Origin of the sequence: Brachybacterium muris, assembly GCF_016907455.1 — a bacterium.
Classification (GTDB): Bacteria; Actinomycetota; Actinomycetes; order Actinomycetales; family Dermabacteraceae; genus Brachybacterium; species Brachybacterium muris.
Map to the genome: position 1 here is coordinate 2,269,629 of NZ_JAFBCB010000001.1, position 24,804 is coordinate 2,294,432.

Here is a 24,804-nt window from a genome sequence, read left to right on the forward strand (position 1 = left end):
AAGTACTCCTCCTAGCGATGGTGCGGCCGTTCTCTGAGCCCGGCCACGATGGCTCCTCGGCTGGGTTCCGCACCTCCTCTCGAAGGGGACTCGCTGCGATGTCGAGTGGGAACAGCATGCCACGATTCCTGCAGAGTTTCCTGGTCGATCGTCCTGCTGCGGGACGGGACCCGCGCCGAGGCCACCACCACGGCACCGCCCACCTGCAGTCCCGCCTCCGTGAGTGCTTCGTGCATGCCACGCAGGGTCGCACCGGTGGTGACCACGTCGTCCACGATCACCGCCTGCGCACCGGAGCGTCGCAGCTCCCGCGGCACCGGGGAAGTGAGCCGGATGCGGCGGGTGCGGCGCTGCCTGGCTCCCTGCCCTCCCTGTCCGGTGGTGGGCACGGCCCGCAGCAGCAGCGGCTGCCCGGCGCCTTTGCGGGACATCGCGCGCACCAGCTCGGCCGTGTGGTCCTCCCCGCGTCGGAGTCGGGCACCGAGGCGCGATGGCACCGGGACCAGCAGCGGCCCGTCACCGGAGGCATCCCCGGCCGCTCGGAGGCCCAGCTGCTGCACCGCGGTGCTCAGGCCGGCCGCGATCGATGACCCCAGGTGCAGCATGCCCCCGTTCTTCCACGCCAGTACGAGCCGCTGCAGGTCACCGGTGTACTCACCGAGTGCCAGCACCGGCAGCAGCGGCGCATGGTCCACCCCGGCCGGCTGGTGCGGCCCCTCCTCATGCACGCGGGCGGCATCGAGGAGCTGCAGTGCATCACAGCACGTTTCCACCCGCAGGGGTGCTGAGGCCAGCAGTGTTCGACATCCCTCGCATAGCCAGGCACCTTCTGCGCCGCACGGGCAGTCGCGCGGCGCCACAAGTGCGCACGTCTGCGCGACCGTCTCGCGGACCGCCCGGTGCACGGCGTCGAGCCTCGCCCACGGCGAGCGGGGTGCACGGACGTCGCGGGCGCGGGTACCTCGAGGGTTCATGTCCCGATCCCAGCGACACCTCCTGCGCTGTGCCACCGGTGATCGCTGATCGTGGACGGACCGGCGATGGGGAGGAACCTCGAGTCCGTCGGGGCGACCGAGGCCGCCGGAGCAGCCATCGGCCGATGCAGAACAGCGAACCACCGCACTGAGGCTCAGCAGAGGACCGGGGCTCAGTAGAAGGAGGGGTCACGGGCAGGCAGGTCGACGACCGTCCACCCGTCGCCCGTGCCGCGCAGCAGCACGTCATCCTCGGTGCCGGACCACACCGACTCCGCAACGACGCTCCCTGCCAGCCGCACCGTGCCCGGCCGCGGGTGCGGCAGCAGGTCGGTTCCGGCGGCGAAATCGATCACCTGCGCGCGAGCATCGCCATTGGCCGGGTCAGCGCCCAGGACGATCATCGCGATCTCGTCATACCAGCCCGCCTGTCTCAGATCCACGAGGCCTGTGCGCACCACCACCGGTTCGGAGAGCGACAGGGGCACCCCGTCCCCGTCGCGACGCACTGCGCACAGGTCCAGCCTCGTCCCGGTGTCGTCGGAGGACAGCACCAGCATGCGGGTGGCGTCGGTGGAGATGTCCAGGGCCAGGACCTCGCGACCGCGAAGCCATCGGGCATCGATCTTGACGTCCTGCTCGCTGCCGCGCCCGGACAGGGCAAGCAGCACCCCGGCGCTGGACCGCACCGAGGCCCACACGTACCCGGCATCGTCCGGGCGCGCATCGGCGAACACCGCTCCGGCTGCGGCCTCTCGCGCGGGATAGGTGCCGTCGGTCGAGGCGAGCAGCACGCTGCTGCGGTCCTCGGTCAGCGCGCAGGCGAGGACCCCGTCCTGACTGATCGCCGGCGCCGACACCACCGTCTGAGCAAGATCAGGGACCAGCTGCCGCAGTTGGCCACCCGCTTCCACCAGCGAGACCACACCGGCGGGGCCCGCCCCGATGGGGCGATGCCCCGGCAACGGCCGGTCGAGGCGTCGCTGCACCTGCACGGTGAGGTCGACCCCCTGCCACACCAGGCGCACGTCCGGCAGGACCCGCAGCGAGCGCAGGGACGCCTCGATCTGTGCCAGCGCCAGCGCACGAGGGCCGGCTGACATGTCGCCCACTGCATCGGGAAGCGCCACTTGCCCCACCCCATCAGGGCCGGTGGTGACCACGACGCCCTCCATGTCCGCGCCGGGAGGGACCAGGTTGCGCACCGCATCTGCCAGGGGGTCCACGGGACCGGAGCGCAATCCGTCCAGCACTGCCGGGACCGCCCGATGGGAGCTGTACCACCGCAGGTCCGGCACCAGGTGACGCGAACGGGGATCCACGAAGTACAGCCGGGCGGGGGTGAACAGCGCCTCGAAGGCCGCACCGGAGAGGCGGATCCCGGGAGGCGGGTCCGCGATCCGCCACTGACCGTCCACCGACTCCAGCTTAACGGTGATCTCCTGGGCGGTGGGACCGGCCAGGACGGTGCGCACCCCCTGATCGTCCACCAGCACCGTCGCCTGCAGTCCGAGGGTCACGGTGGACTCGTCCAGCATCTCCACCCGCAGCTCGTCGCTGCTGGAGTAGACGGTGACACCGGCCCCGGGGTCCCATTCCGCACTGGCCGCAGGAGTGAGGTACTCACGGGCCACTGCGTAGTCGTCCTCCGCGCCCACCCCGGCCTGCACGAAGCCGATGAGCACCTCCTGAGGCGTGGCGTCCTCGGGCGGGGGCAGCGCCCTGACGTACGGGGCACCGGGCCGCGAGCGGCCGGTCAGCCCTCGACTGTCGATCGGGGAGTCGGTGGGGATCCGGGCGCAGCTCGCAGCGCCGCCCAGGACCGCGGCGGTGCCGGCCAGTCGGAGCAGGTCCCGTCGGCTCGCGGTCATCGCGCTCCCTCCTGCCAGGACTCGTCGAGGTCGGGCAGCATTCCCGGCCCGATCACGATCTCCCCGGTGACGGTGGGCAAGGGGTCACCGCCCACCCGGTCGAAGGAGCGCTCCAGCCGCAACGGCGACCGGGTGATCTCCCCACCGGGACGCCGAGGCAGGGTGAGCCGGAACACAGCTCCCTCCCCCACCTGTCCCCACGCCTGCAGCCATCCATGATGGAGATGGGCATCCTCCACGGAGATGGACAGCCCCAGGCCGGTCCCGCCCAGGGTGCGGGCCCGTGACGGGTCCGCCCGCCAGAAGCGGTCGAACACCCGGCGGGCGTCCTCCGGGGAGATGCCGCGTCCATGGTCCTGGACCACGACTGCGACGGCATCGTCGTTGGATCCCGTCTGCACCAGCACCGGGTGGCCCGCCCCGTGCTCGATGGCATTGGTCAGGAGGTTGCGGAGGATCCTGTCCACGCGCCTGGCATCGACCACGGCGTGCATCCCGTGGCCGGCGGGTCGTACATCCAGCAGGCAGCCCCGGGCGGCGGCGAGGGGGCGCACGTCGTCGACCGCGCGCATCACCAGGGCGTCCAGGTCCTCCCGGTTCGCCTCGAGCACGGCGGCCCCGGCGTCGAAGCGGGAGATCTCCAGCAGCTCGGTCAGGAGCAGTTCGAACCGCGTCACCTGGGCGGACAGCAGTTCGACGGTCCGGTGCACGCCCTCGGGCAGGGAGTCGCGCTGGTCGTCGAGCACGGAGGCCGCCATGCGGATGGTGGTCAGGGGCGTGCGCAGCTCGTGGGAGACGTCGGCCACGAAACGCTGCTGGACACGGGAGAGCTCAGTGAGGTCGTCGACCTTCTGCTCGAGGCTGCGGGCCATGTCGTTGAAGGACTCGCCCACCCGCGCCAGCTCATCCGCACCGGAGACCTCCACTCGACTGGTGAGGTCACCGGCGGCGAGGCGCTCCGCGGCGCGTGCGGCGCGCTTGAGCGGGGTCGTGACCATCTGGGCGACGACGATGGCGATGCCGACCACCAGGGCCAGCAGGACCGCGCCGCCGCCGAGCACGACCCGTTGGACGAAGGCGAGGGTGTCCTGCTCCTCCTGCATCGAGTAGGCCAGGAACAGGTCGTAGGAGCCGCTTCCGGCCACCACCACCCTGGTCCCCACCAGCAGGCCGGGCTGCGTCTCGCCCCCGGCCCCGGGCAGCGCGACGGACTTCCACACCAGCGACTCGGGATCTGCGGCGACGGCCTGGGAGAACTCCGCATCGAGCATGTCGGACAGGGACCGGTCCGAGTACACCGACCACACCATCCCGGTGGTCTCCACCGGGACCAGTGCCGCCTCTCGCCGGGAGCCTCCCCCCTGTCCCCGCACCTCCTGCACGAAGGCGGTGGCGGCGTCCTGCTGCTGGGTGCCTGTGGCACCGGACAGCTGGTCGAGGTCGGCGATCAGGGCATCCCGGATGTCCTGTGACTCCTCCAGCACACGATCCCGCCGCTGCTCGTACAGGCCATCGGCGATCACGGAGGAGAGGTACGCACCGACGGTGAGGATCGCGAGGCTCGCGAGCAGGGTGGTCACCACCACCACCCGCAGCGCGAGCGGCCAATGCCCCGGAAGGACGCGGTGCAGCGCGGCACCGGGCCCGCTCTCCCCGCGGCCCGCGACAGTCATGACCGCCCGGTCCGGATCAGGACGGTCCGCCCGCCCGGTAGCCCACCCCGCGCACCGTCATCACGATGCGAGGGTTCTCCGGGTCGTGCTCGATCTTGGAGCGCAGACGCTGCACGTGGACGTTGACCAGGCGGGTGTCGGCACTGTGCCGGTACCCCCACACCTCCCGCAGCAGCACGTCGCGGGTGAACACCTGCCAGGGCTTGCGGGCCAGCTGGGTGAGCAGATCGAACTCGAGTGGCGTCAGCGCGATCTGCTCATCACCCCGGAACACCTCATGACCGTCGACGTCGATCTCGAGGTCGCCGATCACCAGCCGTTCGGTGGTGGGGGCCTCGGAGCGTCGCACCCTGGCCTTGATCCGGGCGACCAGCTCCTCGGGCTCGAAGGGCTTGGTGAGGTAGTCGTCGGCGCCGGCCTCGAGCCCCTCGACCACGTCGGCGGTGTCGGTGCGTGCGGTGAGCATGATGATCGGGACGCCGCTGCTCGCGCGCAGGCGGCGGCACACCTCGATCCCGTCGATCCCCGGGAGCATCAGGTCCAGCAGCACCACGTCGGGACGCACCCGCGGGAACGCCTCCAGGGCGGAGGCGCCGTCGGGGAAGGTGATCACCTCGTAGCCCTTGCCACGCAGCACGATCCCGACCATCTCGGCGATCGCCTGATCGTCATCGACCACGAGAATCCGTGAAGGCGTCGTCATGGGGTCATTGTGCCACTACGCCAGTACCTGGGGATGGACCCGCGACACGCAGTCATCGACCATCGTCGGATCGCTTCGAGCTCCTCACTGCGTAGCGTGGGACACGAACTACCAGCACCGGGCTGGAACAGGGGCTAGATGCCCTTGGGAGGCCGGGACCACGGAGGTCGAGATGAGCACGGGATGGACCGCACCGGGGGCCAGCAGCACCCCATCGCACCCACAGCCGGGACCCGCTCCCGCCCAGGGCGGCGCAGGTTCTCCGACGTCGGCTCCCCCCGTTGCCGGTACCGGAGCCCCCGGTGGCCCGGGTGGCCGACCACTGCAGCGGGAGCTGGTGCAGCAGATGCCGCTGTTCCCGTTGCGTCCACTGTCGGTGGGCGAGATCCTGGGGGCTGCGGTACGGATCTACCGTCGCGGCGCCAAGCCGATGATGGGGCTCTCAGCTGCGGTGTACGGCATCGCGTATGTGCTGATCACCGTCCTGACCGGAGCCAGCATGGTGCCGATGATCGGGCAGACCCGGGCCATGCTCGAGAACCCCGACGCCTCCGGGCCCACCCCCTTCACCGCGACCTCACTGTCCGAGGCACTATCGGTGCTGGGCATCTCATTGGTGACGGGCCTGATCAGCATGGTGGCGGCGGCCGCCGTCACGGCCGTGCTCACCCGTGCCGCCATCGGCGAGGCCACCGGTGACCCCCTGAACGGCCCACAGATGTGGGCTGCCATGCGACGCCTCACCCTGCCCGCGGTAGGGGTGTCCCTGCTGGCGGGACTGCTGATCCTCATCGCGACCACGGTGCCCCTCGGACTGGGCATGGCACCGCTGCTGCTGTGGCAGGAGGTCAACGCGGTGACCATCGGCGCGCTCCTGCTCGGACTGGTCGCCGCCGTGGTGCTGGGCATCTGGGCGTACGCCCGCACCATGCTGGCCGTCCCGGCATTGGTGATCGAGCAGCCCGGTGTGCTGGGCGCGATCCGGCGCTCCTTCGCCCTCACCAAGGGACGCCGCATGTGGCGGGTGCTGGGCGTGGGTCTGCTGCTGGCCCTGCTGTACAACATCGCCGTGCAGATGCTCGGCGGCGTGTTCGGCCTGGTCGGGACGGTGGCCTACGTCGCCATCCTGCTCCTGTCGAACCTCGAGGCGATCGTGCTGGGCGTCCTGGTGCTGACGGTGCTCTCCATGCTGGGCGCCTACATCGCCACGTTCCTGCTGGCACCGTTCCTCTCGGCCGGCACCGCCACCATCTATGCCGACACCCGGATGCGCCACGAGGCCTGGGACATCGAGCTGAACCGACGCGCCCGCGAGAACCGGGACGCGGGGCCGCTTCCGTGACCCCCCTGTCCCCGCCGGACGTGGATCCGGATGAGGCGCGCCGGCGCATGCTCGAGGAGCTGTCGAAGTCGGAGTACGACGACTCCCCCGGTTTCGTCACCTGGCTGCTGGGGATGCTGGAGACCTGGCTCATGGACGTCCTGGACGGCATCGACGGCTCATCCACCGCCCAGGCCGGCATCTTCGTGGCACTCGCAGTCCTGCTGGTCGTGGTGGCGTTCCTGGTGCTGCGCCGCACCGGACTGATCCGGCGGGGGGCCGAGCTCACCGTGGAGACCGCCCTGGATGCCGAGGAGAGCCTGAGCGCGGCGCAGCTGCGCACCGCGGCCCGGGAGGCGATCGAGGCGGGGCGCACCGATGATGCGACCGTGCTGGCCATGCGAGCCCTGGTGCGCGACCTCGATGAGCGCACACTGCTCGATGTCACCGACGGCATGACCGCGCACGAGGCGGCCGGCGCCGCCGCCATCCCCTTCCCCGACCTGCGATCCCGTCTGCAGCTGGGGGCCGAGGCCTTCGACACCGCCGCGTACTCATTCCGCACCACGGGGGCCAAGCAGGCGCAGGACCTGGTGCGACTGACCGAGTACATCGCCGAGTCCTCCCCCGACCTCACCGACCCGGCGCAGGTCACGGCATGAGCGCCGACACCCAGCGCCGCCCCACGTGGCTGGTGGTCCTCATCGTCATCGCCGTGCTGGCGGCCGTCCTGGCTGCCGTGGCTCGCGGCTACTACCGCGACGGGCCGCTCGAGCCCGACGCCCCCACCGGCCAGGGATCACGGGCGGCGGTGTCGGTGCTGCGGGACCTGGGTGTGGAGGTGGAGACACAGCGGCACACCGCTGACGCCGTCGAGGACCTCGCGGAAGGACGAACGGTACTTGTGACCGACCCCGGAGCGCTCTCGGGAGAGCAGCTGCAGACGCTGTCCGGCGCCCTCGAATCGTCCTCCGGGACCCTGGTGCTGGTGCAGCCGGACTTCGTGACCCTGGGATACCTCACCTCCGTGATCTCCCCCGCCGGGGCCGTGCGCACACCCACCTCGGTCGAGGCCGGCGACGGCTGTGACGGGGCCGGGTTCCGTGCCCGCACGATCCACGTCCCCGGCGAGGAAGGACTGGTCGGCCCCGCGACGACGTACCGCACCGCCGGTGACGCCACCGGGTGCTTCACCTCCGGGGCCGGCGCCCTGGTCGCCGTGGCCGGGAACGTCGTGGTGCTGGGCAGCCCGGACCTGCTGACCAACGACGGCATCCGGGAGGCCGACAACTCAGCTCTGGTCCTGAACGCCCTCGGAGGGGCGGGCTCGCTGACCTGGTACGTGCCCTCCCCCGGTGACCCGATGGCCAGCACCGGGCCGGACCTGCTGTCCTACCTGCCCGACTGGGCGTCCTCGGTGGCCCTGTGGCTGCTGATCACCGTGGCGATCACCCTGATCGCGTTCAGCCGCCGCCTCGGTCCCGTGGTGGTGGAACCGTTGCCGGTCACCGTGCGCCCGCAGGAACTGGTGCTGGGCCGTGCCCGGCTGCAGCAGCAGGCGCGGGCCCGGGATTCCGCGGCGGCCTCCCTGCGGACCGCGAGCATGCGTCGCCTCGCGGACCGGCTCGGCATCCGCCAGGTCGAGCCCCTCGACGCGCTCGTCGCGGCCCTCACCCCCCATCTCGAGCAGCCCCCGGAGCGGATCCGCTCCCTGCTCGGCCCCACGCCGGTGCGCAGCGACCACGACCTGGTCCAGCTCGCCCACGACCTCGACCTACTCGAGAAGGAGATCGACCGATGAACGGATCCAGCCAGGCCGCCGTCCCCCCGGCGGCCGATCAGGCCGCCGGCCACGCCGAGCCCGACGTCGACCGCGGTACCCGCGACCGACTCCAGGGACTCGCCGACGAGATCCACAAGGGGGTGGTGGGCCAGGACGCCGCTGTCACCAGCCTGGTGGTGGCGCTCCTGTGCCGCGGGCATGTACTGCTCGAGGGCGTCCCCGGTGTGGCCAAGACCCTATTGGTGCGCTCCCTCGCCGCCGCTCTCGACGTGCGCATGCGGCGCGTGCAGTTCACCCCGGACTTGATGCCGGGCGACATCACCGGCTCGCTCGTGTACGACGCCGCCACCAGCGACCTGGTGTTCCGCGAGGGGCCGGTGTTCACCAACCTGCTGCTGGCCGACGAGATCAACCGCACGCCCCCCAAGACGCAGTCCGCGCTGCTGGAGGCGATGGAGGAGCGGCAGGTGACGGTGGACGGTGCCCCGCGCCCGCTGCCGGACCCGTTCCTGGTGATCGCCACCCAGAACCCCATCGAGTTCGACGGCACCTACACGCTGCCCGAGGCCCAGCTGGACCGCTTCCTGCTCAAGGCAGTGATGCCCCTGCCGGAGCGGGATGTCGAGGTGGACGTGCTGCGTCGTCACGCCGACGGTTTCGACACCACCGATCTGGCCGCCATGGGTCTGCGCCCGGTGGTGGACGTGGCCGCCCTCGAACGCGCACAGCGGGACGTGGCCACCGTGGCCGCAGAGGACCCGGTGGTGCAGTACATCGTGGACGTGTGCCGGGCCACCCGCCGCTCCCCCAGCCTGTCCCTCGGGGTGTCCCCGCGTGGTGCGATCGCGCTGCTGCGCACCTCCCGCGCCTGGGCGTACCTCTCGGGCCGGGACTTCATCACCCCGGACGACGTGAAGATCATGGCGCCGTCCACGCTGTCCCATCGTGTGCGGTTGACCACCGAGGCCGAGCTGGAGGGCTCCCAGGTGGAGGCGGTGCTCGCCGCGACCCTCGCCTCGGTGCCGGTGCCCCGCTGAGAGGCCGTGGCATGAGGATCTCGATCACTCCGCGCGCCGCCCTGGTGGCCCTGCTGGGCCTGCCGGTACTGGTGCTGTGGCCGGCCTGGTGGACGGTGCTGCTGGTGCTGCTGGCATGGCTGCTGGTTGTCCTGGGCGATGCCTTCCTCGCCCCCTCGCCGCGGCAGCTCACGGTGCATCGCGACGCCCCGGGGCAGGTGCGTCTGGGTGGCGAGGCGGGCGGCCGTCTGCTGGTGACGAACCCGACGCAACGTCCTGCGGACCTCGAGATCCGTGACGCCTGGAACCCCACCGCTGGGCTCGACCACCAGCGGTCCGTCCTGCGGGTACCGCCCCGGGAGCGGCGCGCCGTGACCCAGGTGTACCGTCCCACCCGGCGCGGCGAGCACAGCTCCCGGGCCCTGCTGGTCGCCGCCAGAGGACCGCTGGGCCTGGCACGGCGCACGTCCGCCGTCGATGCACCGGGACGGATGCTGGCCCTGCACCCCTTCGGCTCCCGACGGCACCTGCCGTCCCGGGTGCGGCGACTGCGGGAGATCGAAGGACTGGCCGCGATCCACCAGCGGGGCCAAGGGACCGAGTTCGACTCCCTGCGGGACTTCGTGGACGGCGACGACGTGCGCTCCATCGACTGGCGGGCCACCGCGCGCCGCCGCAGCGTGGTGGTGCGCACCTGGCGCCCCGAACGTGACCGCCATGTGCTGATCGTGGTGGACACCTCCCGCACCTCCGCCAGCAGGCTCGGTGACGCGCCCCGTCTCGATGCCGCCTTCGATGCCGCCCTGCTGCTGACAGCGCTCGCAGGCCAGGCCGGGGACCGCGTGGACCTGCTGTGCATCGACCGCATCCCCCACGTCTCGGTGCTGGGCTCCGCCCGCACCCGCGTGCTGCACGACATGGTGCGGGCCACGGCCGCTGTGCATCCGGCGCTGGTGGAGACCGACTGGGAGCTCGCCGCGGCCACCATCCGCGACCGCGCCCGCAAGGGGGCCCTGGTGGTGCTGGTGACCCCGGTGGACGCCTCGGTGGTGGACACCGGGCTGCTGCCGGTGGCCGCACGCATCGGCCGCGACCATCCGCTGGTGGTGATGTCGGTGTCCGACCCCTCGCTGGATTCGCTCGCCAAAGGACGTGGCGACCTGGAGTCCGTGTACCGTGCGGCGGCCGCCGAGCAGGAGCGGATCGGCCGCGCCGGGGTGGCCCGTGCGTTGAAGAGGGTGGGCGCGCACGTGGTCGATGCCCCACCGGACCAGGCACCGCAGGCGCTGGCCGACTCCTACCTGGCGTTGAAGGCCGCCGGGCGGCTGTAGCAGGGTTCCGGGCGTCACGCGGCGGAGCGGCTCACGGGCCGGGGGTGGCCCCGAAGGAGCGAGGGTGGACCGGGAGGTCACCCGGCGGTGGCGACGTGGTCGCCCACCAGCTCCTCGGAGAGGTCGCCGGTGATGCCCCGCCGGTGAACCTGTCGGCCGCGCCCCAGCATGAGGGCCAGGAACGCGATCCAGGCGATGACGCCGATCCCGATCCGCAGTGCCGGATGCAGTCCGCTGGGGGTCACGAAAGCCTCGATGAAACCGGCGATCAGCAGCACGGGGACCAGCCCGATCGCCACCGTCACCAGTGAACGGGCCGCCCGCGACAGGGCCCACAGCCGTGGCAGGGCCCCGGGGCGCACCCACGCCCAGAAGGTCCGCAGACCCGCTCCGGCACCGACCACCACGCAGGTCAGCTCCAGCAGGCCGTGCGGGAGGATGTACACGAAGAAGGTGCCCAGCCCCCCGTAGGCGCCCATCACCCCGGCCATCAGGCCGAGGTTCAGCCCGTTCTGCAGCAGCATGTACACCGGCCAGAAGCCGGTCACGCCCAGCACCACGGCCTGCACGGTGATCCAGGCGTTGTTGGTCCACACGTTGGCGGCGAAGCCCGAGGCCTCACCCTGGAAGTAGTACTCCACGAACTCGCGCTGGGCGAGTGAGCGCTGGGCGGTTTCGGGCAGCACCATGCCGCGCGCCACCGGGTCCAGCCCGAAGTAGAGTCCGCAGATCAGCGCGGAGCCCAGCAGGATTGCCCCGGCCAGGGCAACCGCCCAGCGTGCCTGGTAGAGGGCAGCCGGCAGGTCCTCCCAGAAGAAGGTGCGGGCGTGCTTCCACAGCGGGGTGCGGGCACCGGTGATCCGCAGCCGTGCCCGGTGCACCAGCAGCGACAGTCGCGCGGTCAGCGCGGGATCGGGGTTGGTGGAGCGCACCGTGGACAGGTGGGTCGCGGTCATCCGGTACAGCGACAGCAGCTCGTCGATGCCCTCGGCATCGAGGCGGCGGGCGCGGGTGAGCTCGGCCAGACGATCCCACTGGGGGCGATGCACGGAGATGAAGGCGTCGATGTCCACGCCTCCAGGGTAGGCGGGGGCGGGCCTTCCCCACTGCCGACGAAAGTCGAACACCGCCATGGCGGAAGCAGACGGTCGGCGCTCGTCCCAGCCCCGACCACCTGCCAGGATGGGTGCATGACGACGACGCAGCCGACCACCGCCGCTGCTCCCGTACCGGCGGCGAACGACAGGGAGTCCCTGATCACCGGCGAGGCGGTCCTGCTGGACCTGCGCACCGCCTCCTTCGCCGTGCGCATGGTGTCCGCCGCGATCGACGGTGTGGCACAGCTGGGGATCCTGGTGGGCGGCACGGTGGGAATCGTGTGGGCGATGTCCGCACTGAACCTCGACGACGGGTTCCTCGCTGCCGGGGTCCTGCTGATGAGCGTGAGCGCCTACGTTGGCTACCCGGTGCTGTGCGAGATGCTGCTGCAGGGGCGCTCGCTGGGCCGCCTGGTCATGGGCACCCGTGTGGTGAGGGAGGACGGCGGGCCGGTGCACGTGCGCCAGAGCGTGCTGCGGGCCGTGATGGCCATGCTGGAGATCTGGGCGACGGCCGGTGCGCTGGCGCTTACCAGTTCGGTGCTGGACCGCAAGTCACGCCGGATCGGTGATCTGCTGGCGGGCACGGTGGTGATCCAGGAGCGGATGGCCGCGCCGGAGCCAAACCGGGTGGAACTGCCCGAGCAGCTCCGCTCGTGGGCCGAGGGGGCCGATGTGGGGCGCCTGCCGGTGACACTGGCGCAGGACATCCGCTCGTTCCTGCCCCGTGCGGACCGGATCCACCCCGCGTCCCGCAAGCAGCTGTCCCGTGACCTGCTGCAGCGCACCCTCCCCCATGTCGCACCCGCCCCGCCTCCGGGGACGGATCCGGAGGCGTTCCTCGCGGCAGTGGTCTCCGAGAGGTCCCGCCGGGACGAGCTGAGACTGCGGAAGGCTGTGGCGGCTCAGCGGGAGCTCGCCGCTGAGGTGCGCGTCCCCTCCATCACCGCCTGACGGCGTGAGCCGTCACGGGCGCTGATCGGCCCCCGGAGCCTCGGTGCGGCCGGAGATCAGCACCGGGATCCCGCCGTCGACGGCGTGGGTGCGTGCGCAGGAGGTGCACTGCAGCCCACCGTCCACGTCACGCAGGGATCCCGCGCAGTCCGGGCAGCAGAGCCGTTCGCGCACCCAGCCGGGGACGTCTGCTCCGCTGGCCCCGGCGGGGGCGATGGAGGGTTCGGTCTGCGTCGCCGGCGTGCTGTGCGCCGGCTCGTCGCCCACACCGGTCCCCGGGGCCTGGTCGCGAATCAGGTCGAGGATCTCGTCCCGCACCCGTTCCATGGTGAACTGCTGGGCGGCCTCGACGTTCAGCCGCAGCAGCGGTTCGGTGTTCGATGAGCGCAGGGAGAACCACCAGCGGTCCTCCTCAGGAGCGGCAGGGTCCCAGTGCTCGACGGTCAGACCGTCCAGCTCGTCGCTGGTGGTGCCCGGGACCGTCTCGATGTGGGCGCGCACTGCTTCCCGTGCCAGCTCTGCATCGGCGACCCGTGAGTTGATCTCCCCGCTGGACGCGTAGGGATCGTGCGCGGCGACCAGCTGCGAGAGCGACCCCTCGGTCTCTGCCAGGGCCGCCAGGACGTGGAGGGCGGCGAGCATGCCGGAGTCGGCGTGGAAGAAGTCGCGGAAGTAGTAGTGGGCGGAGTGCTCCCCGCCGAACACCGCCGAGTGCTCGGCCATCAGCGCCTTGATCAGCGAATGGCCCACCTTCGAGCGCACGTGCTCTCCGCCTGAGGCTGCGATGGTCTCGGCGACATGCCGGGAGGAGACCAGGTTCGCGACCACCGCCGGCCGGTCCTCCCCCGCCCCACGGACGCGGGCGATCTCGCGCTGGGCGATCAGCGCGGTGATGGCCGAGGGCGGCACCAGGGCCCCGCGTTCGTCAAGGACCACGCAGCGGTCGGCGTCGCCGTCGAAGGCGAAGCCCAGATCAGCGCCTTCCTTCAGGACTGCTGCGCGGAGGTCATGGAGGTTCTCGGGGTTCAGCGGATCAGCGGGATGGTTCGGGAAGGTGCCGTCCAGCTCGAAGTGCAGGGGCACCAGGTCGATCTGGTCGAGTCGTTCGAACACAGCTGGGACGGTGTGGCCGCCCATCGCGTTGGCGGCGTCCACCACCACGCGCAGCCGACGGCCACTGCTGATCGGGACCAGTCCCAGCACGGTGTCGACGTAGTCCCTCAGGGTGTCGAGCTCCTGGGAGGTACCGCCGGGCACCTCCGGGACCTGACCGGCATCGAGGTACCCCTCAGCGGTAGCCCGCATCTGGGCCAGGCCGGTGTCGCGGCTGATGGGCCGGGCGCCTGGCAGGCACAGCTTCAGACCGTTGTCCTTCGCGGGGTTGTGGCTCGCGGTGATCATGCCGCCGGCGGCGCGGTGCAGTCCTGAGGCGCAGTACAGCTGGTCGGTGGAGGACAGGCCGGCATCGGCCACCGTGGCCCCTCGGCGCACGGCACCGTCGATGAAAGCGCGGGCCAGGTCCGGGGAGGACACCCGCATGTCGTGCGCGACGATCATGTCCACACCATCGGTGGAGCTGCGCAGGAAGTCGGCGAAGGCCGCACCGAGCGCGTGGGCCACGTCAGGGGTGAGCTGCGTGGTGGCGTCACCACGCACGTCGTATGCCTTGACGATGGCGGAGAGATCTGCCGGTGCGGGGTCAGTCATGGGGACTCCTGAGGACGTGGAGATGGCGGCCGGGGGCCGTGTCCGGGGACGTTGCACCACCGGTGCGTCGGGGCGCCGCCGCCTGCTGGGGCTGCGGAGCGCTGCGGGGGGAGGAGGGGCCTGCGGTGTCCGCAGCGCGACCGGGGCGCACGGCATCGGCCAGGGCCACGAGGTCGTCGGTGGCCTCCGAACCGCCCTCCACGCGCAGCAGTTCCCATCCGCGCGGGGCGGTCAGACGGGTGGCGTGGTCGCGGCACAGGTCATAGGCGTGGGGCTCGCTGCTGCGGGAGAGCGGGCCGAGCACTGCGGTGGAGTCCTCGTACACGAAGGTGAGGGTGCTCACCGCGGGCTGGGAGCAGGCGGTGCGGGAGCATTCACGGGCAGGCACAGGAAGGAGTGTACGCAGGTGGGGGCAGGCACGGCAGGCGGCACGCCCGGGACGACAGCGCGGCTTCCCTCACGGTTAGAGTGCGTGCATGGACGCCACCGGTCTCACCCCCACGTCGGCTCCCGGGCCGGGTCCCCGGCGCCGCGACCGCCGTGGGCGGGGCCGACGGTGGGACCTGATCCCGCCGCACCTGCCCGGGCACCGCACCCGGCGTGAGCGCTTCGACGACACCGTCACCGAGGCGGCCGCCGCCCTGATCGAGCGGTTCCCCCGGCGGCTGGAGCATCTGCGGGTCGTGGTGGAGGAAGTGCCCCCCGCGGATCCGGCTCCCTGGGAGGATGCCTCGGTCCTGCTGGGCAGGACGCACCCCTCCACCAGGGAGCAGCCTCCGCGGGTGATCCTGTACCGGCTGCCGATCCAGACGCGCTGCGCGAATGGGACCGAGCTCGAGCTGCTGGTGCGTCAGGTGCTCTCCGAGCAGGTGGGGTCGATGCTGGCGATCGCCGCGGAGGACGTGGACCCGGAGGCCTGGGGGGAATAGCCCCCGGTCACTCCGCCAGGCGCACCCGGACCGCTTCCGCGGTGTCCGGCACCAGCGGCACCGGCAGGACGGACAGCAGCTGTCCCTCGGCCCCGTCGGACTGCTGCTGCACCCAGCTGGCGTGCAGCACCCCCGGGACCTCCGGCACCAGAGCGACACCCGCTGCGGCCGCGGTCCCCACCTGCAGTTCTGTGACCGGCACCAGCTGCACGGCGTCCTCGGAGAGCTCGAGCGTGAGGGGCTCCGCGGCACTGCCATCGGCGCCGATCGGCACCAGTGTCAGCTGCGTGTCCTGCGTGGCGATCAGGGACAGGTGTCCTGCCGGGCCACCGGCCGGCAGGGCAGCGACGGCGTGCGTGCGAAGGGCCGGGGCCGGGGCCGCCAAGGCGAAGTCCACCGGGCTCCCGATGGTGTCGCCGGGCAGATCGGGGGCGGTCACCTCGGAGCGGACGACCGCGTGCACGGGCCCGGCCGCATCGACCCTGACCGCATGATCGCCCTGCGGCAGGCCCTCTAGGGGGATCGCCACCACGGCTCCGGCAGGGATCTCGATGTCCTCGAGGCCGGCATCGGGCAGGGCACCAGCGGTGCCGAGGACGGTGACGGTCGCGGTGGTGTCCTCGCCCTGCGAGTTGGCTAGCACCAGTGTGGGCGCCGACTGGTCGTTCCTCACGCCGGGCACCACGATCTCGCGGGAGGCTGCATCCAGCGGGCCCAGGATCTCGGCCCCGCCCGGGGTGAGCCCCTCGCGCTGGGTGGCCTGGACGTGCATCGCCAGTGGGGCCCCGATCACCTCGACCGCCACCCCCACCTGGTCGTGGCCGGGGACGATGGACTCCAGCAGGATGCGCTGCTCGGTGCGGGGCGCCACCACCACCTGGCTGCGGCCCGCCATCGCGGCGGGGCCGTCGGCGGTCCACACCTGCACGGCCGCTGTGGCCGGGCGGTCCCCGGGGTTCCTCAGCACCAGCTGCGAACTGGATCCGCGCTGGGTGGAGACCCCCAGGAACGAGGCCGAGGTGGCGGTCGGCAGGCAACGGCTCATGGACAGCGACCGGTAGTCGCCCTGGGTGGTCACGGTGGTCTGCACCGAGTCCGCGACGGGGCGGCCGCCCTCGGAGCCGGTGGCCTGGACCTGCAGGGTGTCCTCCGCGCCGGAGACGGTGTGCACGGAGGCTCCGAGGTCCCGGGAGACGGTGGGCACAACGAGCGGCTGCTCGTCCTCGCCGTAGGCGTTGACAGAGGGAGAGCGCACCGTCCCGTCCTCCTCGAGCCTGGTCTCGGACCCGCTGATGCGGCCGAACAGCAGCGATGAGGTGGGCTCGAGGGCGACAGTGCGCACGTCCACTGCAGGTGACGGGGGGACGACGGCGAGGTCGGCGTCCGAACCGGCGCCGAGTGCTTCCTGGGGTGGATCCAGCGGTCCGGGGCACCACAGTCTCGCTCCGCCGGCCTCAGCACTGGTCAGGGCCCTCTCGACGGTGGTCAGGGCGGGAGGGTCGATCGTCGCGAGAGCGCCTGCGCCCAGGGCCAGCGGCAGCAGCGAGGCGAGGGCCAGCAGGGGGCGCAGGCGCCCGGGATGACGGGAGGCTGCGGCGCTGCCTCCCGCAGGATCGACGGGACGATCAGGCTCAGACATGGGGCTCCTCCCCGAGACGGCTGCGCCCGCGCCAGGGGATCGCTATCAGGACGGTCAGGGCGGTCGCGGTGGCCAGCATCGCCTGCCACAGGGGCAGCCACGGCTGCTCCCGCTCGATCTCCAGGCGGCCCTCGCTGCCGGGGGGAACGGTGAACCCCTGGGCCCAGCCGTCCACCGTCACCGGCTCCAGGGCTTCCCCGCCCACGCTCGCCCTCCACTGGGAGTCCGCCCTCTCCGAGAGCACCACCGTGCGGGTCGAGTCCGCGGCCTCGATCGGGGCCGACGCCCCGATCACGTCGCTGGGAAGGGCCTGGGAGGTGTCCGGCCCGTCGATGCGGACCCGGGCGGTCGCGTCGATCACGCGCCACATGCCGCCCCCGGAGTTCTGGGTGACCTTCTCCACGGCGGTGGAGGCGTCCAGTGTCTCCACCAGTCCAGCACTCTCCTGCGGGTCACCCGGCACGATCACGTAGGCGAGGGCCAAGGAGTTCACGGCCCCTGCTTCCCCGGTCGGCGCGAGGATCCCGGTGACAGCCTGCCGCAGCGACTCGCTGCCGGGGTCGGCATCGACCGCCTCGCCGGCTCGCACCCGGTCCACATCGCGCAGCGAGGCGATCGCGGCGTGCTGGATCACCGAGTCCTCGCCGTGCACCACCACGTCGGCGCTCACCGCACCGTCCTGCTCGGGGCGCAGCACCAGGACGCGGGCCCGGGCATCGGTGCGCCCCTGATCCGCTGCGGCGGCGGGGACCTCTCCCCCCTCGACCCGCTCGATCCGCAGTGAGCCGGGCAGGACGACCGTCCATCCCGCCACGGCGACCAGGCAGATGGCGGCGACGACAGCCCCGGTGCCGGAGGTCAGGACCCTGCGGGTGCGGGACACTCCTCCTTCGCGGCGGGCCAGCGAGTCGAACACGGCAGAGGCCCCGATGCACAGGACCAGCAGCACCGCGCTGAGCAGGGCATGCAGCGGGGCGGTGGTGAGGGCGCCTCCCGCGACGGCGGTCATCGTGTGTGCTCCCAGCAGCACTGCGGCAGTCGCCGCAGCGGCCAGCAGTGCGGCGAACCGTCCCACGCGGCCGGCGTCGCCCGCCAGGAACGGGGCGATCACGGCGCCGACCAGTACCGGGATCAGCGGAAGCATCAGCAGCAGCTGGGCCCACCCCGGGCCTGTCAGCGTCTCGAGCGTCGAGCGCAGCCCCGGCGCCGTGGGCCACAGCGCGAGCAGGTCCCCCGTCGCAGCGGTGGGGGCCTGGGGGCGCACCCCGCCCACTCCCAGCAGCAGTCGTGGGTCGCCGATGTACACGGCCAGGTAGGGCACGTGGAGGGCCAGTGCTGGCACCATCACCCACAGCAGTCGCAGCCTCCGGCCCGGGACCGACGGCGCGATCAGCGCCAGTGCCACAGCGGCCAAGAGCACGAGGGCGGGTGTGACCGCACCGATCACCAGCAGCAGCAGCCCAGCGGCGGCTGCGGCGGGCACACTGGCCCAGCGCTCCTTGTGCGGCAGGCCGACGGCCCGGCCGATGCACAGGGCGACCAGCGGCAGCAGCATGTGCACCAGCAGCAGTGGCCAGGCCCCGTCGATGAGCGCGGCCAGCATCGGTGGAGCCACCGCCCAGGTGACGGCGAGCACGAGGCGGGCCCCGACGGCGCGGGTGATCGCACCGGCCGCCCACCAGGCGAGCAGTGCGGAGGCGGGCACCGCGATGAACACGATCGCCTCGACGAACATCGAGCCGTTCACGGGGAGATGACCGAGCAGGCGCACCAACGGGTCCGCCGGGCCACGCTCCCCCAGCCCACCGGGGATCCAGCTGGACCAGGCCGCCTCTCGCAGGGCTCCCCAGGACCCCGGCAGCGGGATCAGCGCGGGGCCGCTCAGCTCACCGCGCCCGAACAGACCCCGGAGCGTGACCATACCCAGTGCCGTGGCCAGCACGGCCACGGCGACCGTCCATGTGATGTGTCGGCCGTAGTCGGCGTCATCGATGCCGTGGCGGGTACCCGCGATCCCCCACGAGGTGAATCGCGCCCGTCGAGTGCGGTCGTCATCGGCGAACAGGTGGGTGAGGAAGCCCTCGAGGCCCTGGCGCACCCCCTCACCACGCGGGAGGTAGAGGGGCGCGAGGCGGCGCCCCGGGACACGAGAGCGTCGCCGCTCCTGGGCGCCCCGGCGCATCACGCGGGGCGCTCGGCGCAGGATCTCGATCGTGGCGCGCAGTTCACCGGGGATGCGCCGGGGCTGGGAGGCGGCTACCGCTACGGCCGTCCGCAGCAGCGTGGCCACCGGTGTGAAGAGCAGCGTCAGGATCGCGAGCAGAACGGGCCGGTGCTTGATCAGGAGCAGTACCTGTCCGGTGCGCCGGTCCTGGAGTCTCTGGGCCAGTGAGGCGTCGGGAGTGGGGGCCAGGGCCCGGGCGGCGGACTGCACCGCCACCCTCTCTCCACCGCGCCATACCCGGTGGCACAGGTCGATCTCCGCCCAGGGCGCCGGCAGGTCGGCGTCCAGGCCGCCCGCTTCCCTCAGGGTGCGTTCGCGGATCAGCATCCCCGGGAGCCCCACGGCGAGCACGTCCTGACGCCAGTCGGCCTGCCCCTGGTCGATCTCCCCGGGTTCCACTCCGGTCACGATCCGACCGCTGTGGGTGAGGGTCAGGCCCACGTCCACCAGAACGTCAGCATCGTCCGCCGTCCGAGCGTCAGGTTCGTCGGAATCGGCGGCGTCCTCCTGCAGCCGCAGGCGCTTGGGGCCGACGACGGCTGTGGTGGGTGAGGCGGTGACGGTGGCGAGCTGTTCGGCCAGCGCCTCGCGACCCGGCGCGGTCTGCTCGGTGAGGAACCACAGCCAGGAGTCGTCACCGCTGCTCATGCCGGCGCGACGACCGGTGCGTCGACGGGGGGTGCGCAACCGCTCCGGGACATGGGACAGGTTCGCGGCATCCTGGGTGCGGGAGCGCTCCAGGGCGGCCTGGTCGACCTTCCGGGCTCGGCGGCCGCCGGTGGACTCGTGCCCACCAGTGGACTCATGCCCTCCGGCGCGACCAGCCGTCCCCTCAGCCCCGCCGGGACCGGGGGATCCGCCCTCGTCCCGGGCGGGCGCGCTGCCCTCCGTGCTGTCCGTCGTACGGTCGATCCAGGTGAGGGCCTCGCGCACAGCCCCTGCCTGTCCGATGGAGTCGGAGAGTGATCGCACACCGTCGGCCCCGAAGCGATCAGCGAGGCGACGTGCGGCCTCCTGAAGCTCTGCAGGCAGGCCGGTCGGCACCAGGACCACTGTGCGGTCAGGGGTGCGGGTCTGTTCAGCGAGGGCGTGCGCGGTGGTCTCGAGGGATGCGAGCGTGGTCGACCTGCTGAGCAGGACGACTGCAGTCACCTGGCGTTGGCTCACCCGTTCAGGATGTCAGACGGCGAGGCGTATCGACGGGGTGCAGCACGTCAGACAGCGCGGCGCTTGAGCTTGCGACGCTCACGCTCGGAGAGGCCGCCCCAGATGCCGAAGCGCTCGTCGTTCTCCAGCGCATACTCGAGGCACTCCGCGCGGACCTCGCAGGAGACACACACCTTCTTCGCCTCGCGGGTGGAGCCCCCCTTCTCGGGGAAGAACGCTTCCGGATCCGTCTGCGCGCACAGGGCACGCTCCTGCCACGACAGCTCGGCCTCGTCCTGCTCCACAGTGAAGTCCAGCAGCGACAGCTCGGTACGCTGTGACTCCATGACGGCGTCCTCGTCCATCGGTGCGTCTCCTCCCTGTGCCGCGGCGATGCCGGTGCTCGATCCCCGGCCCCGGAGCCATCGGTGTGCTCCGGTCTGTTGCCCACCTAAACTACACCCGTGTAGTTCGTGGGCGTCAAGCGGGGAGGGACCATGATCGAGGCCACCAGCGAGATCCACGTCATCCCCGTCGCCGGAATCGGCGAGGTGCGGGAGGGCGATGACCTCGCCCAGCTCCTGGCCCCCGCCCTGATGGAGGCCGGGATCAGCGATGGCGACGTGCTGTGCGTGTCCACCAAGATCGTCTCCAAGGCCCTGGGCCTGGTGGTCGCGCCGGAGGACCGGGATGCGGCGGTGGAACGCAGCTCTGTGCGCATCGTCGCCCGCCGCCTGCACACCCACAGGGTGACCACCGTCGCGCAGATCCCCTCGGGGCCGGTGATGGCGGCGGCCGGGGTGGACTCCTCGAACGCCCCTGCCGGACCGCTGCTGCTGCCGGAGGACCCGGATGCGTGCGCCTCGTTCCTGCAGCGTGCGCTGCAGGAACGGCTGGGACTGCAGCTGGCGGTGGTGCTCACCGACACCTCCTCGCGCGTGTGGCGGGTGGGGGTGGGTGACATCGCCCTGGGGGCCGCGGGCCTGCGCTCCCTGGAGGACCTGCGGGGCAGCACCGACGGCTCCGGGAAGACGATGGCAGCGACGGTGCGCAACCTCGCCGATGAGATCGCTGCTGCTGCCGACCTGGTCAAGGGGAAGTCCACCCGGGTCCCCGCGGCCCTGGTGCGAGGTCTGGGACACCTGGTGATCGGGGAAGCGGAGCAGGTGCCGGCCTCCGCCCTCTCCCGTACGGGCCAGGACGACTGGTTCCGCCGTCCCAGCCTGGAGTCCGTGTGGCAGGCCCTGGGGCTGCCCATCAACCAGGAACCAGTGGCCCGGATGAGCCCCGAGCCCGACCCCGAGCGCATCGCGCGAGCCATCGCCATCGCCTCCCTCCCGCGCCGGCCCGATGACCGATCGACGGCACCGACCACATCCGGCGCTCGCGCCCACCTCATCGCCCCGGACCTGGTCGAGGTGGTGCCCGCCGGTACCGGCCCCCAGGAGTGGGCCCAGGCGGGGGCCCTCGCCGAGCGAATCCTCACCGCCCTCGGCGCCGAGTCCATCGCCTCGCCCCTGCCGCCCATCGAGGTGCGGATCGTCGCGCCGGGCAGCTCCCCCGGCTCCGCACCGCCCCGTCACCCGGGCCCCGACGCCGCTACGGCACCCGTCCAGTCCGACCAGGAGGACCTCCCGTGACCGATACCGCCCGCGACCTGCTCGCCGCACTCGAACGCACCGGTCCCCGGCCGGCCCTCGCCTGGTACGGGGAAGCCTCCCGGATCGAGCTGTCCGGGCACGTCCTGGCCAACTGGGTGATCAAGTCCGTGGGGCATCTTCACGACGAGATCGCCTTGACCCCCGGCGCAGCCGTGGTGATGGATGTGCCGCCGCACTGGAAGCGCCTGGTGCTGGCCCTGGCCGTGTGGTCGCTGGGCGGTGGGATCACCGCCGCGGAGGAGACCCGCAGCACCGCCTTCATCCCCCACCGGGATCAGGCGATGCCTGACCTGCTGATCACCGACCGTCCCGATGACAGCCCCGTCGAGAACGCGGACGAGGTGCTCGCGGTCGATGCCGTCTCCCTCGCCCCGCGATTCTCCGGCGCGCTCCCACCCCTGGTGCACGACTGGGCACAGGAGGTGCGGGCCAGTGAGTATTCGTAGTCGTGGGAGCCACCGAATCTTGCTCTTGGGGACCGCCGATCGTGCCGACGGGGGCCAGTAGCCGCCGCGGTGGGGACCACTGGCTCCCGCCGGCATCGGGTCACTGGGGCAGTGCGGTGTGTTCTCGCATGTTCCTGTCGCCGGTGTCGATCCAGATTGTGTTGTGCACGATGCGGTCCATGATCGCATCGGCGTGGACTGCTCCACCGAGCCGGGCGTGCCAGTCCTTCTTCGGGTACTGGGTGCAGAACACGGTCGAGCCGGTGTCATAGCGGCGCTCGAGCAGTTCCAGCAGCATCGAACGCATTCCCTCGTCAGGATGGTCCAGCAGCCACTCGTCGATCACCAGCAGCGAGAACGTGGAGTACTTCCGCAGGAACTTCGTCTGGCCCTGCGGCTTGTCCTTTGCCAGGGCCCAGGCCTCTTCGAGGTCGGGCATTCGGATGTAGTGGGCTCGGAGCCGGTGCTGGCAGGCCTGCTTCGCCAGCGCGCAGCCGAGGTAGGACTTCCCTGAGCCGGTGAAGCCCTGGAAGACCACGTTCTGTTGCCGCTGGATGAAGGAGCAGGTTGCCAGTTGCGCGATCACGTTCCGGTTCAGTCCCCGTTCCTCGACCAGATCCAGCCGCCGCAGGTCCGCTCCGGGATAACGCAGCCCCGCCCGGCGGATCAGACCCTCGACCTTTCCATGATTGAAGATGGAATGCGCCTCGTCCACGATCAGCTGGAGCCGTTCCTGGAACGACATCCCCAGCACGTGAGCCTCATCCTGGGCATCGATCGCGTCCAGCAGCGCGGTCGCGCCCATCTCGCGCAGCTTCCGCTTCGTGTCGTTATCGATCACGCTCACCGGACACCTCCGGCGTAGTAGTCGGCGCCACGGACGTATCCGCCGTCTTCCGCGGGTTCCTCGCGGGGTGGACGCAGGGCGGCGACCTTGTCCTGCCCGGTGGCCAAGATCGGGTGCAGATGCGCATAGCGCGGTGAACGGACCCGTCCCGTCAGCGCGAGTGCGCAGGCCGCCTCGACCCGATCTACGGAGAAGCGGCGAGAGAGCCGTAGCACCGCCAACGCGGGATCCAGGCCCTGTTCCACGATCGGCACGGACTCGAAGATCCGCTGGATCACGATCACCGTGGCCGGCCCGACCCGATCTGCCCACGCCCGCACCCTCTGCGCGTCCCAGGCCTGGAAACGCTCGCCCGCAGGTAGGTCCGCGTCGTTGGTGCGGTACTCATTGCTCGCGGTCTCCGGGAGCAGCAGGTGACTGGTCAGTCGCTGGCTGCCCTGATAGATCTCCAGCGTCCGGGCCGTGATGCGCAGATCGACCTTCGCGCCGATGTGCGCGAACGGCGCGGAGTAGAAGTTCCGCGCGAACGTGACGTGCCCGTTCCTGCCCACTCGTCGTCCGTAGTGCCATGTCGAGATCTCGTAGGGCACCGCCGGCAGCGGCGTCAGCAGCGGCCGCTCCTCCGCGTCGAACACGCTGGCGCGGGATCCGGGCCGCTTCTGGAACGGCTCCGCGTTATAGGCCTCCATCCGCTGCCCGATGGCGGCTGCAAGTTCGGGCAGGGACGTGAATCGCTGATCCCGCAGCCCGGCGATGACCCAGGTCGCGACGTGCGCGACGGTGTTCTCCACGCTCGCCTTGTCTTTCGGTTTCCGCACCCTCCCCGGGAGCACCGCCGCCGAGTAATGCGCTGCCATCTCGCGATACGCATCGTTCAGGACGATCTCGCCCTCGCGGGGGTGCTTCACCACACCGGTCTTGAGGTTGTCCGGAACGATCCTCGGGACCGTCCCGCCCAGCGCCTCGAACATCGCTACGTGCGCTCGCAGCCAGGACTCCTGGCGCATATCCAGCGCCGGGAAGCAGAACGCGTAACGAGAAAAAGGCAGGCAGGCAACGAACAAGAACACCTTCGAGACCTCGCCGGTGACCGGATCGGCCAGCTCCATCGTGGGGCCGGACCAGTCGACCTCCACGCTCTGGCCGGCCTTGTGACCGACTCTCGAAGCGGCACCGGTGACCATGACGTGGTGCTGGTAGGTGCGGCAAAACCGGTCATACCCCATCGCCGGATCCCCAGCCGCCGTGGTCGCGTCGAAGTACTCGCCGTGCAACAGCTTCAGCGTCACGCCGACCCTGGCCATCTCTCGATGGACCTGTTCCCAGTCCGGCTGTGCGAACACGCTCTCGTGCTCGCCCCGGCCCGGGAACAACCGGGCATACACCTGCTCATCGGCGACGTCCGCGATGAGTATTCGTAGTCGTGGGAGCCACCGAATCTTGCTCTTGGGGACCGCCGATCGTGCCGACGGGGGCCAGTAG

Annotated in this window: 20 protein-coding genes and 1 pseudogene; 9 read left to right on the top strand and 12 right to left on the bottom strand. The window is 71.5% G+C overall.

Going from position 1 to position 24,804, the window contains the following annotated elements; translation table 11 throughout:
• Positions 1 to 11: 11 nt before the first annotated feature.
• The 4 genes from JOD52_RS17755 to mtrA all read right to left on the bottom strand — a co-directional run bounded on the left by JOD52_RS17755 (position 12) and on the right by mtrA (position 5,221).
• Positions 12 to 728: a ComF family protein gene (locus JOD52_RS17755; protein WP_338124080.1), complete on the bottom strand. Its 717-nt coding sequence runs from the start codon at positions 726 to 728 to the stop codon at positions 12 to 14.
• A 419-nt stretch (positions 729 to 1,147) separates the two neighbouring features.
• Positions 1,148 to 2,845, bottom strand: coding sequence for an LpqB family beta-propeller domain-containing protein (locus JOD52_RS10560; protein WP_204409893.1), 1,698 nt, complete (start codon positions 2,843 to 2,845; stop codon positions 1,148 to 1,150).
• A complete protein-coding gene (gene mtrB, locus JOD52_RS10565) occupies positions 2,842 to 4,518 on the bottom strand; it encodes an MtrAB system histidine kinase MtrB (RefSeq protein WP_204409895.1) in 1,677 nt (558 codons plus the stop codon). The genes JOD52_RS10560 and mtrB overlap by 4 nt, the downstream gene beginning before the upstream one ends.
• A 16-nt stretch (positions 4,519 to 4,534) precedes the next feature.
• Entirely contained in the window at positions 4,535 to 5,221 is a 687-nt protein-coding gene (gene mtrA / locus JOD52_RS10570; protein WP_031307258.1) for an MtrAB system response regulator MtrA, read from the bottom strand.
• 346 nt (positions 5,222 to 5,567) lie between these two features.
• Between mtrA and JOD52_RS10575 the strand changes: the two genes are divergently transcribed.
• From JOD52_RS10575 to JOD52_RS10595, 5 genes are read left to right on the top strand one after another with little or no spacing between them, the layout of a single operon-like run.
• Positions 5,568 to 6,563: a glycerophosphodiester phosphodiesterase gene (locus JOD52_RS10575; protein WP_239551867.1), complete on the top strand. Its 996-nt coding sequence runs from the start codon at positions 5,568 to 5,570 to the stop codon at positions 6,561 to 6,563.
• On the top strand, positions 6,560 to 7,204 hold the full coding sequence (locus JOD52_RS10580) for a DUF4129 domain-containing protein (protein ID WP_204409899.1): 645 nt from the start codon (positions 6,560 to 6,562) through the stop codon (positions 7,202 to 7,204). Before JOD52_RS10575 ends, JOD52_RS10580 begins: the two co-directional genes overlap by 4 nt.
• A complete protein-coding gene (locus JOD52_RS10585; RefSeq protein ID WP_204409901.1) occupies positions 7,201 to 8,343 on the top strand; it encodes a DUF4350 domain-containing protein in 1,143 nt (380 codons plus the stop codon). The genes JOD52_RS10580 and JOD52_RS10585 overlap by 4 nt, the downstream gene beginning before the upstream one ends.
• Positions 8,340 to 9,362, top strand: a complete 1,023-nt coding sequence (locus JOD52_RS10590) for an AAA family ATPase (protein ID WP_204409903.1) — start codon at positions 8,340 to 8,342, stop codon at positions 9,360 to 9,362. Before JOD52_RS10585 ends, JOD52_RS10590 begins: the two co-directional genes overlap by 4 nt.
• An 11-nt stretch (positions 9,363 to 9,373) precedes the next feature.
• Positions 9,374 to 10,672, top strand: coding sequence for a DUF58 domain-containing protein (locus JOD52_RS10595; RefSeq protein WP_204409905.1), 1,299 nt, complete (start codon positions 9,374 to 9,376; stop codon positions 10,670 to 10,672).
• Positions 10,673 to 10,749: 77 nt separating this feature from the next.
• Here the strand turns inward: JOD52_RS10595 and JOD52_RS10600 are convergent, their stop codons facing one another.
• Entirely contained in the window at positions 10,750 to 11,745 is a 996-nt protein-coding gene (locus JOD52_RS10600; protein WP_204409907.1) for a stage II sporulation protein M, read from the bottom strand.
• Between the two features lie 117 nt (positions 11,746 to 11,862).
• Here JOD52_RS10600 and JOD52_RS10605 point away from each other — a divergent pair, with 117 nt between their 5' ends.
• Positions 11,863 to 12,723, top strand: coding sequence for an RDD family protein (locus tag JOD52_RS10605; protein ID WP_204409908.1), 861 nt, complete (start codon positions 11,863 to 11,865; stop codon positions 12,721 to 12,723).
• Positions 12,724 to 12,735: 12 nt separating this feature from the next.
• Here JOD52_RS10605 and JOD52_RS10610 read toward each other — a convergent pair whose 3' ends face one another.
• A complete protein-coding gene (locus JOD52_RS10610) occupies positions 12,736 to 14,430 on the bottom strand; it encodes a phosphomannomutase/phosphoglucomutase (RefSeq protein ID WP_204409910.1) in 1,695 nt (564 codons plus the stop codon).
• The gene (locus JOD52_RS10615) at positions 14,423 to 14,818 is read right to left on the bottom strand and encodes a DUF3499 domain-containing protein (RefSeq protein WP_083871768.1); all 396 of its coding nucleotides are present in this window, start codon (positions 14,816 to 14,818) and stop codon (positions 14,423 to 14,425) included. Before JOD52_RS10615 ends, JOD52_RS10610 begins: the two co-directional genes overlap by 8 nt.
• 88 nt (positions 14,819 to 14,906) lie before the next feature.
• Here JOD52_RS10615 and JOD52_RS10620 point away from each other — a divergent pair, with 88 nt between their 5' ends.
• Positions 14,907 to 15,359 carry a metallopeptidase family protein gene (locus tag JOD52_RS10620; protein WP_017823749.1) on the top strand — a complete coding sequence of 151 codons (453 nt, stop codon included), beginning with the start codon at positions 14,907 to 14,909 and terminating at the stop codon, positions 15,357 to 15,359.
• A 7-nt stretch (positions 15,360 to 15,366) separates the two neighbouring features.
• Here the strand turns inward: JOD52_RS10620 and JOD52_RS10625 are convergent, their stop codons facing one another.
• The 3 genes from JOD52_RS10625 to JOD52_RS10635 form a co-directional block, all read right to left on the bottom strand.
• Positions 15,367 to 16,998, bottom strand: a complete 1,632-nt coding sequence (locus tag JOD52_RS10625; protein ID WP_204409912.1) for a DUF5719 family protein — start codon at positions 16,996 to 16,998, stop codon at positions 15,367 to 15,369.
• Positions 16,991 to 20,374, bottom strand: coding sequence for a glycosyltransferase family 2 protein (locus JOD52_RS10630; RefSeq protein ID WP_204409914.1), 3,384 nt, complete (start codon positions 20,372 to 20,374; stop codon positions 16,991 to 16,993). The genes JOD52_RS10625 and JOD52_RS10630 overlap by 8 nt, the downstream gene beginning before the upstream one ends.
• Positions 20,375 to 20,436: 62 nt before the next feature.
• Positions 20,437 to 20,733, bottom strand: a complete 297-nt coding sequence (locus JOD52_RS10635) for a WhiB family transcriptional regulator (protein ID WP_017823752.1) — start codon at positions 20,731 to 20,733, stop codon at positions 20,437 to 20,439.
• Between the two features lie 132 nt (positions 20,734 to 20,865).
• On the opposite strand from JOD52_RS10635, the gene JOD52_RS10640 reads away from it, so the two are divergent.
• Both JOD52_RS10640 and JOD52_RS10645 read left to right on the top strand, forming a co-directional pair.
• A complete protein-coding gene (locus JOD52_RS10640; RefSeq protein ID WP_204409915.1) occupies positions 20,866 to 22,008 on the top strand; it encodes a coenzyme F420-0:L-glutamate ligase in 1,143 nt (380 codons plus the stop codon).
• A complete protein-coding gene (locus tag JOD52_RS10645; RefSeq protein WP_204409917.1) occupies positions 22,005 to 22,475 on the top strand; it encodes a TIGR03089 family protein in 471 nt (156 codons plus the stop codon). Before JOD52_RS10640 ends, JOD52_RS10645 begins: the two co-directional genes overlap by 4 nt.
• Positions 22,476 to 22,575: 100 nt before the next feature.
• On the opposite strand, the gene JOD52_RS10650 is transcribed toward JOD52_RS10645, so the two are convergent.
• On the bottom strand, positions 22,576 to 23,322 hold the full coding sequence (locus JOD52_RS10650) for an ATP-binding protein (protein ID WP_338124028.1): 747 nt from the start codon (positions 23,320 to 23,322) through the stop codon (positions 22,576 to 22,578).
• Positions 23,319 to 24,731, bottom strand: a pseudogene (istA, locus tag JOD52_RS10655) (IS21 family transposase); the annotation flags it as partial. The pseudogene istA and the gene JOD52_RS10650, both read right to left, overlap by 4 nt.
• Positions 24,732 to 24,804 lie beyond the last annotated feature (73 nt).

What these genes read in the sequence shown, in the direction of transcription:
- JOD52_RS10585 (WP_204409901.1), top strand. Translation starts at nt 7,201, where the DNA reads ATGAGCGCCGACACCCAGCGCCGCCCCACGTGGCTGGTGGTCCTCATC.
- JOD52_RS10640 (WP_204409915.1), top strand. Translation starts at nt 20,866, where the DNA reads ATGATCGAGGCCACCAGCGAGATCCACGTCATCCCCGTCGCCGGAATC.
- mtrA (WP_031307258.1), bottom strand. Translation starts at nt 5,221, where the DNA reads ATGACGACGCCTTCACGGATTCTCGTGGTCGATGACGATCAGGCGATC.
- JOD52_RS10635 (WP_017823752.1), bottom strand. Translation starts at nt 20,733, where the DNA reads ATGGACGAGGACGCCGTCATGGAGTCACAGCGTACCGAGCTGTCGCTG.
- JOD52_RS10610 (WP_204409910.1), bottom strand. Translation starts at nt 14,430, where the DNA reads ATGACTGACCCCGCACCGGCAGATCTCTCCGCCATCGTCAAGGCATAC.
- JOD52_RS10560 (WP_204409893.1), bottom strand. Translation starts at nt 2,845, where the DNA reads ATGACCGCGAGCCGACGGGACCTGCTCCGACTGGCCGGCACCGCCGCG.
- JOD52_RS10575 (WP_239551867.1), top strand. Translation starts at nt 5,568, where the DNA reads ATGCCGCTGTTCCCGTTGCGTCCACTGTCGGTGGGCGAGATCCTGGGG.
- JOD52_RS10605 (WP_204409908.1), top strand. Translation starts at nt 11,863, where the DNA reads ATGACGACGACGCAGCCGACCACCGCCGCTGCTCCCGTACCGGCGGCG.
- JOD52_RS10625 (WP_204409912.1), bottom strand. Translation starts at nt 16,998, where the DNA reads ATGTCTGAGCCTGATCGTCCCGTCGATCCTGCGGGAGGCAGCGCCGCA.
- mtrB (WP_204409895.1), bottom strand. Translation starts at nt 4,518, where the DNA reads ATGACTGTCGCGGGCCGCGGGGAGAGCGGGCCCGGTGCCGCGCTGCAC.
- JOD52_RS10590 (WP_204409903.1), top strand. Translation starts at nt 8,340, where the DNA reads ATGAACGGATCCAGCCAGGCCGCCGTCCCCCCGGCGGCCGATCAGGCC.
- JOD52_RS10620 (WP_017823749.1), top strand. Translation starts at nt 14,907, where the DNA reads ATGGACGCCACCGGTCTCACCCCCACGTCGGCTCCCGGGCCGGGTCCC.
- JOD52_RS10595 (WP_204409905.1), top strand. Translation starts at nt 9,374, where the DNA reads ATGAGGATCTCGATCACTCCGCGCGCCGCCCTGGTGGCCCTGCTGGGC.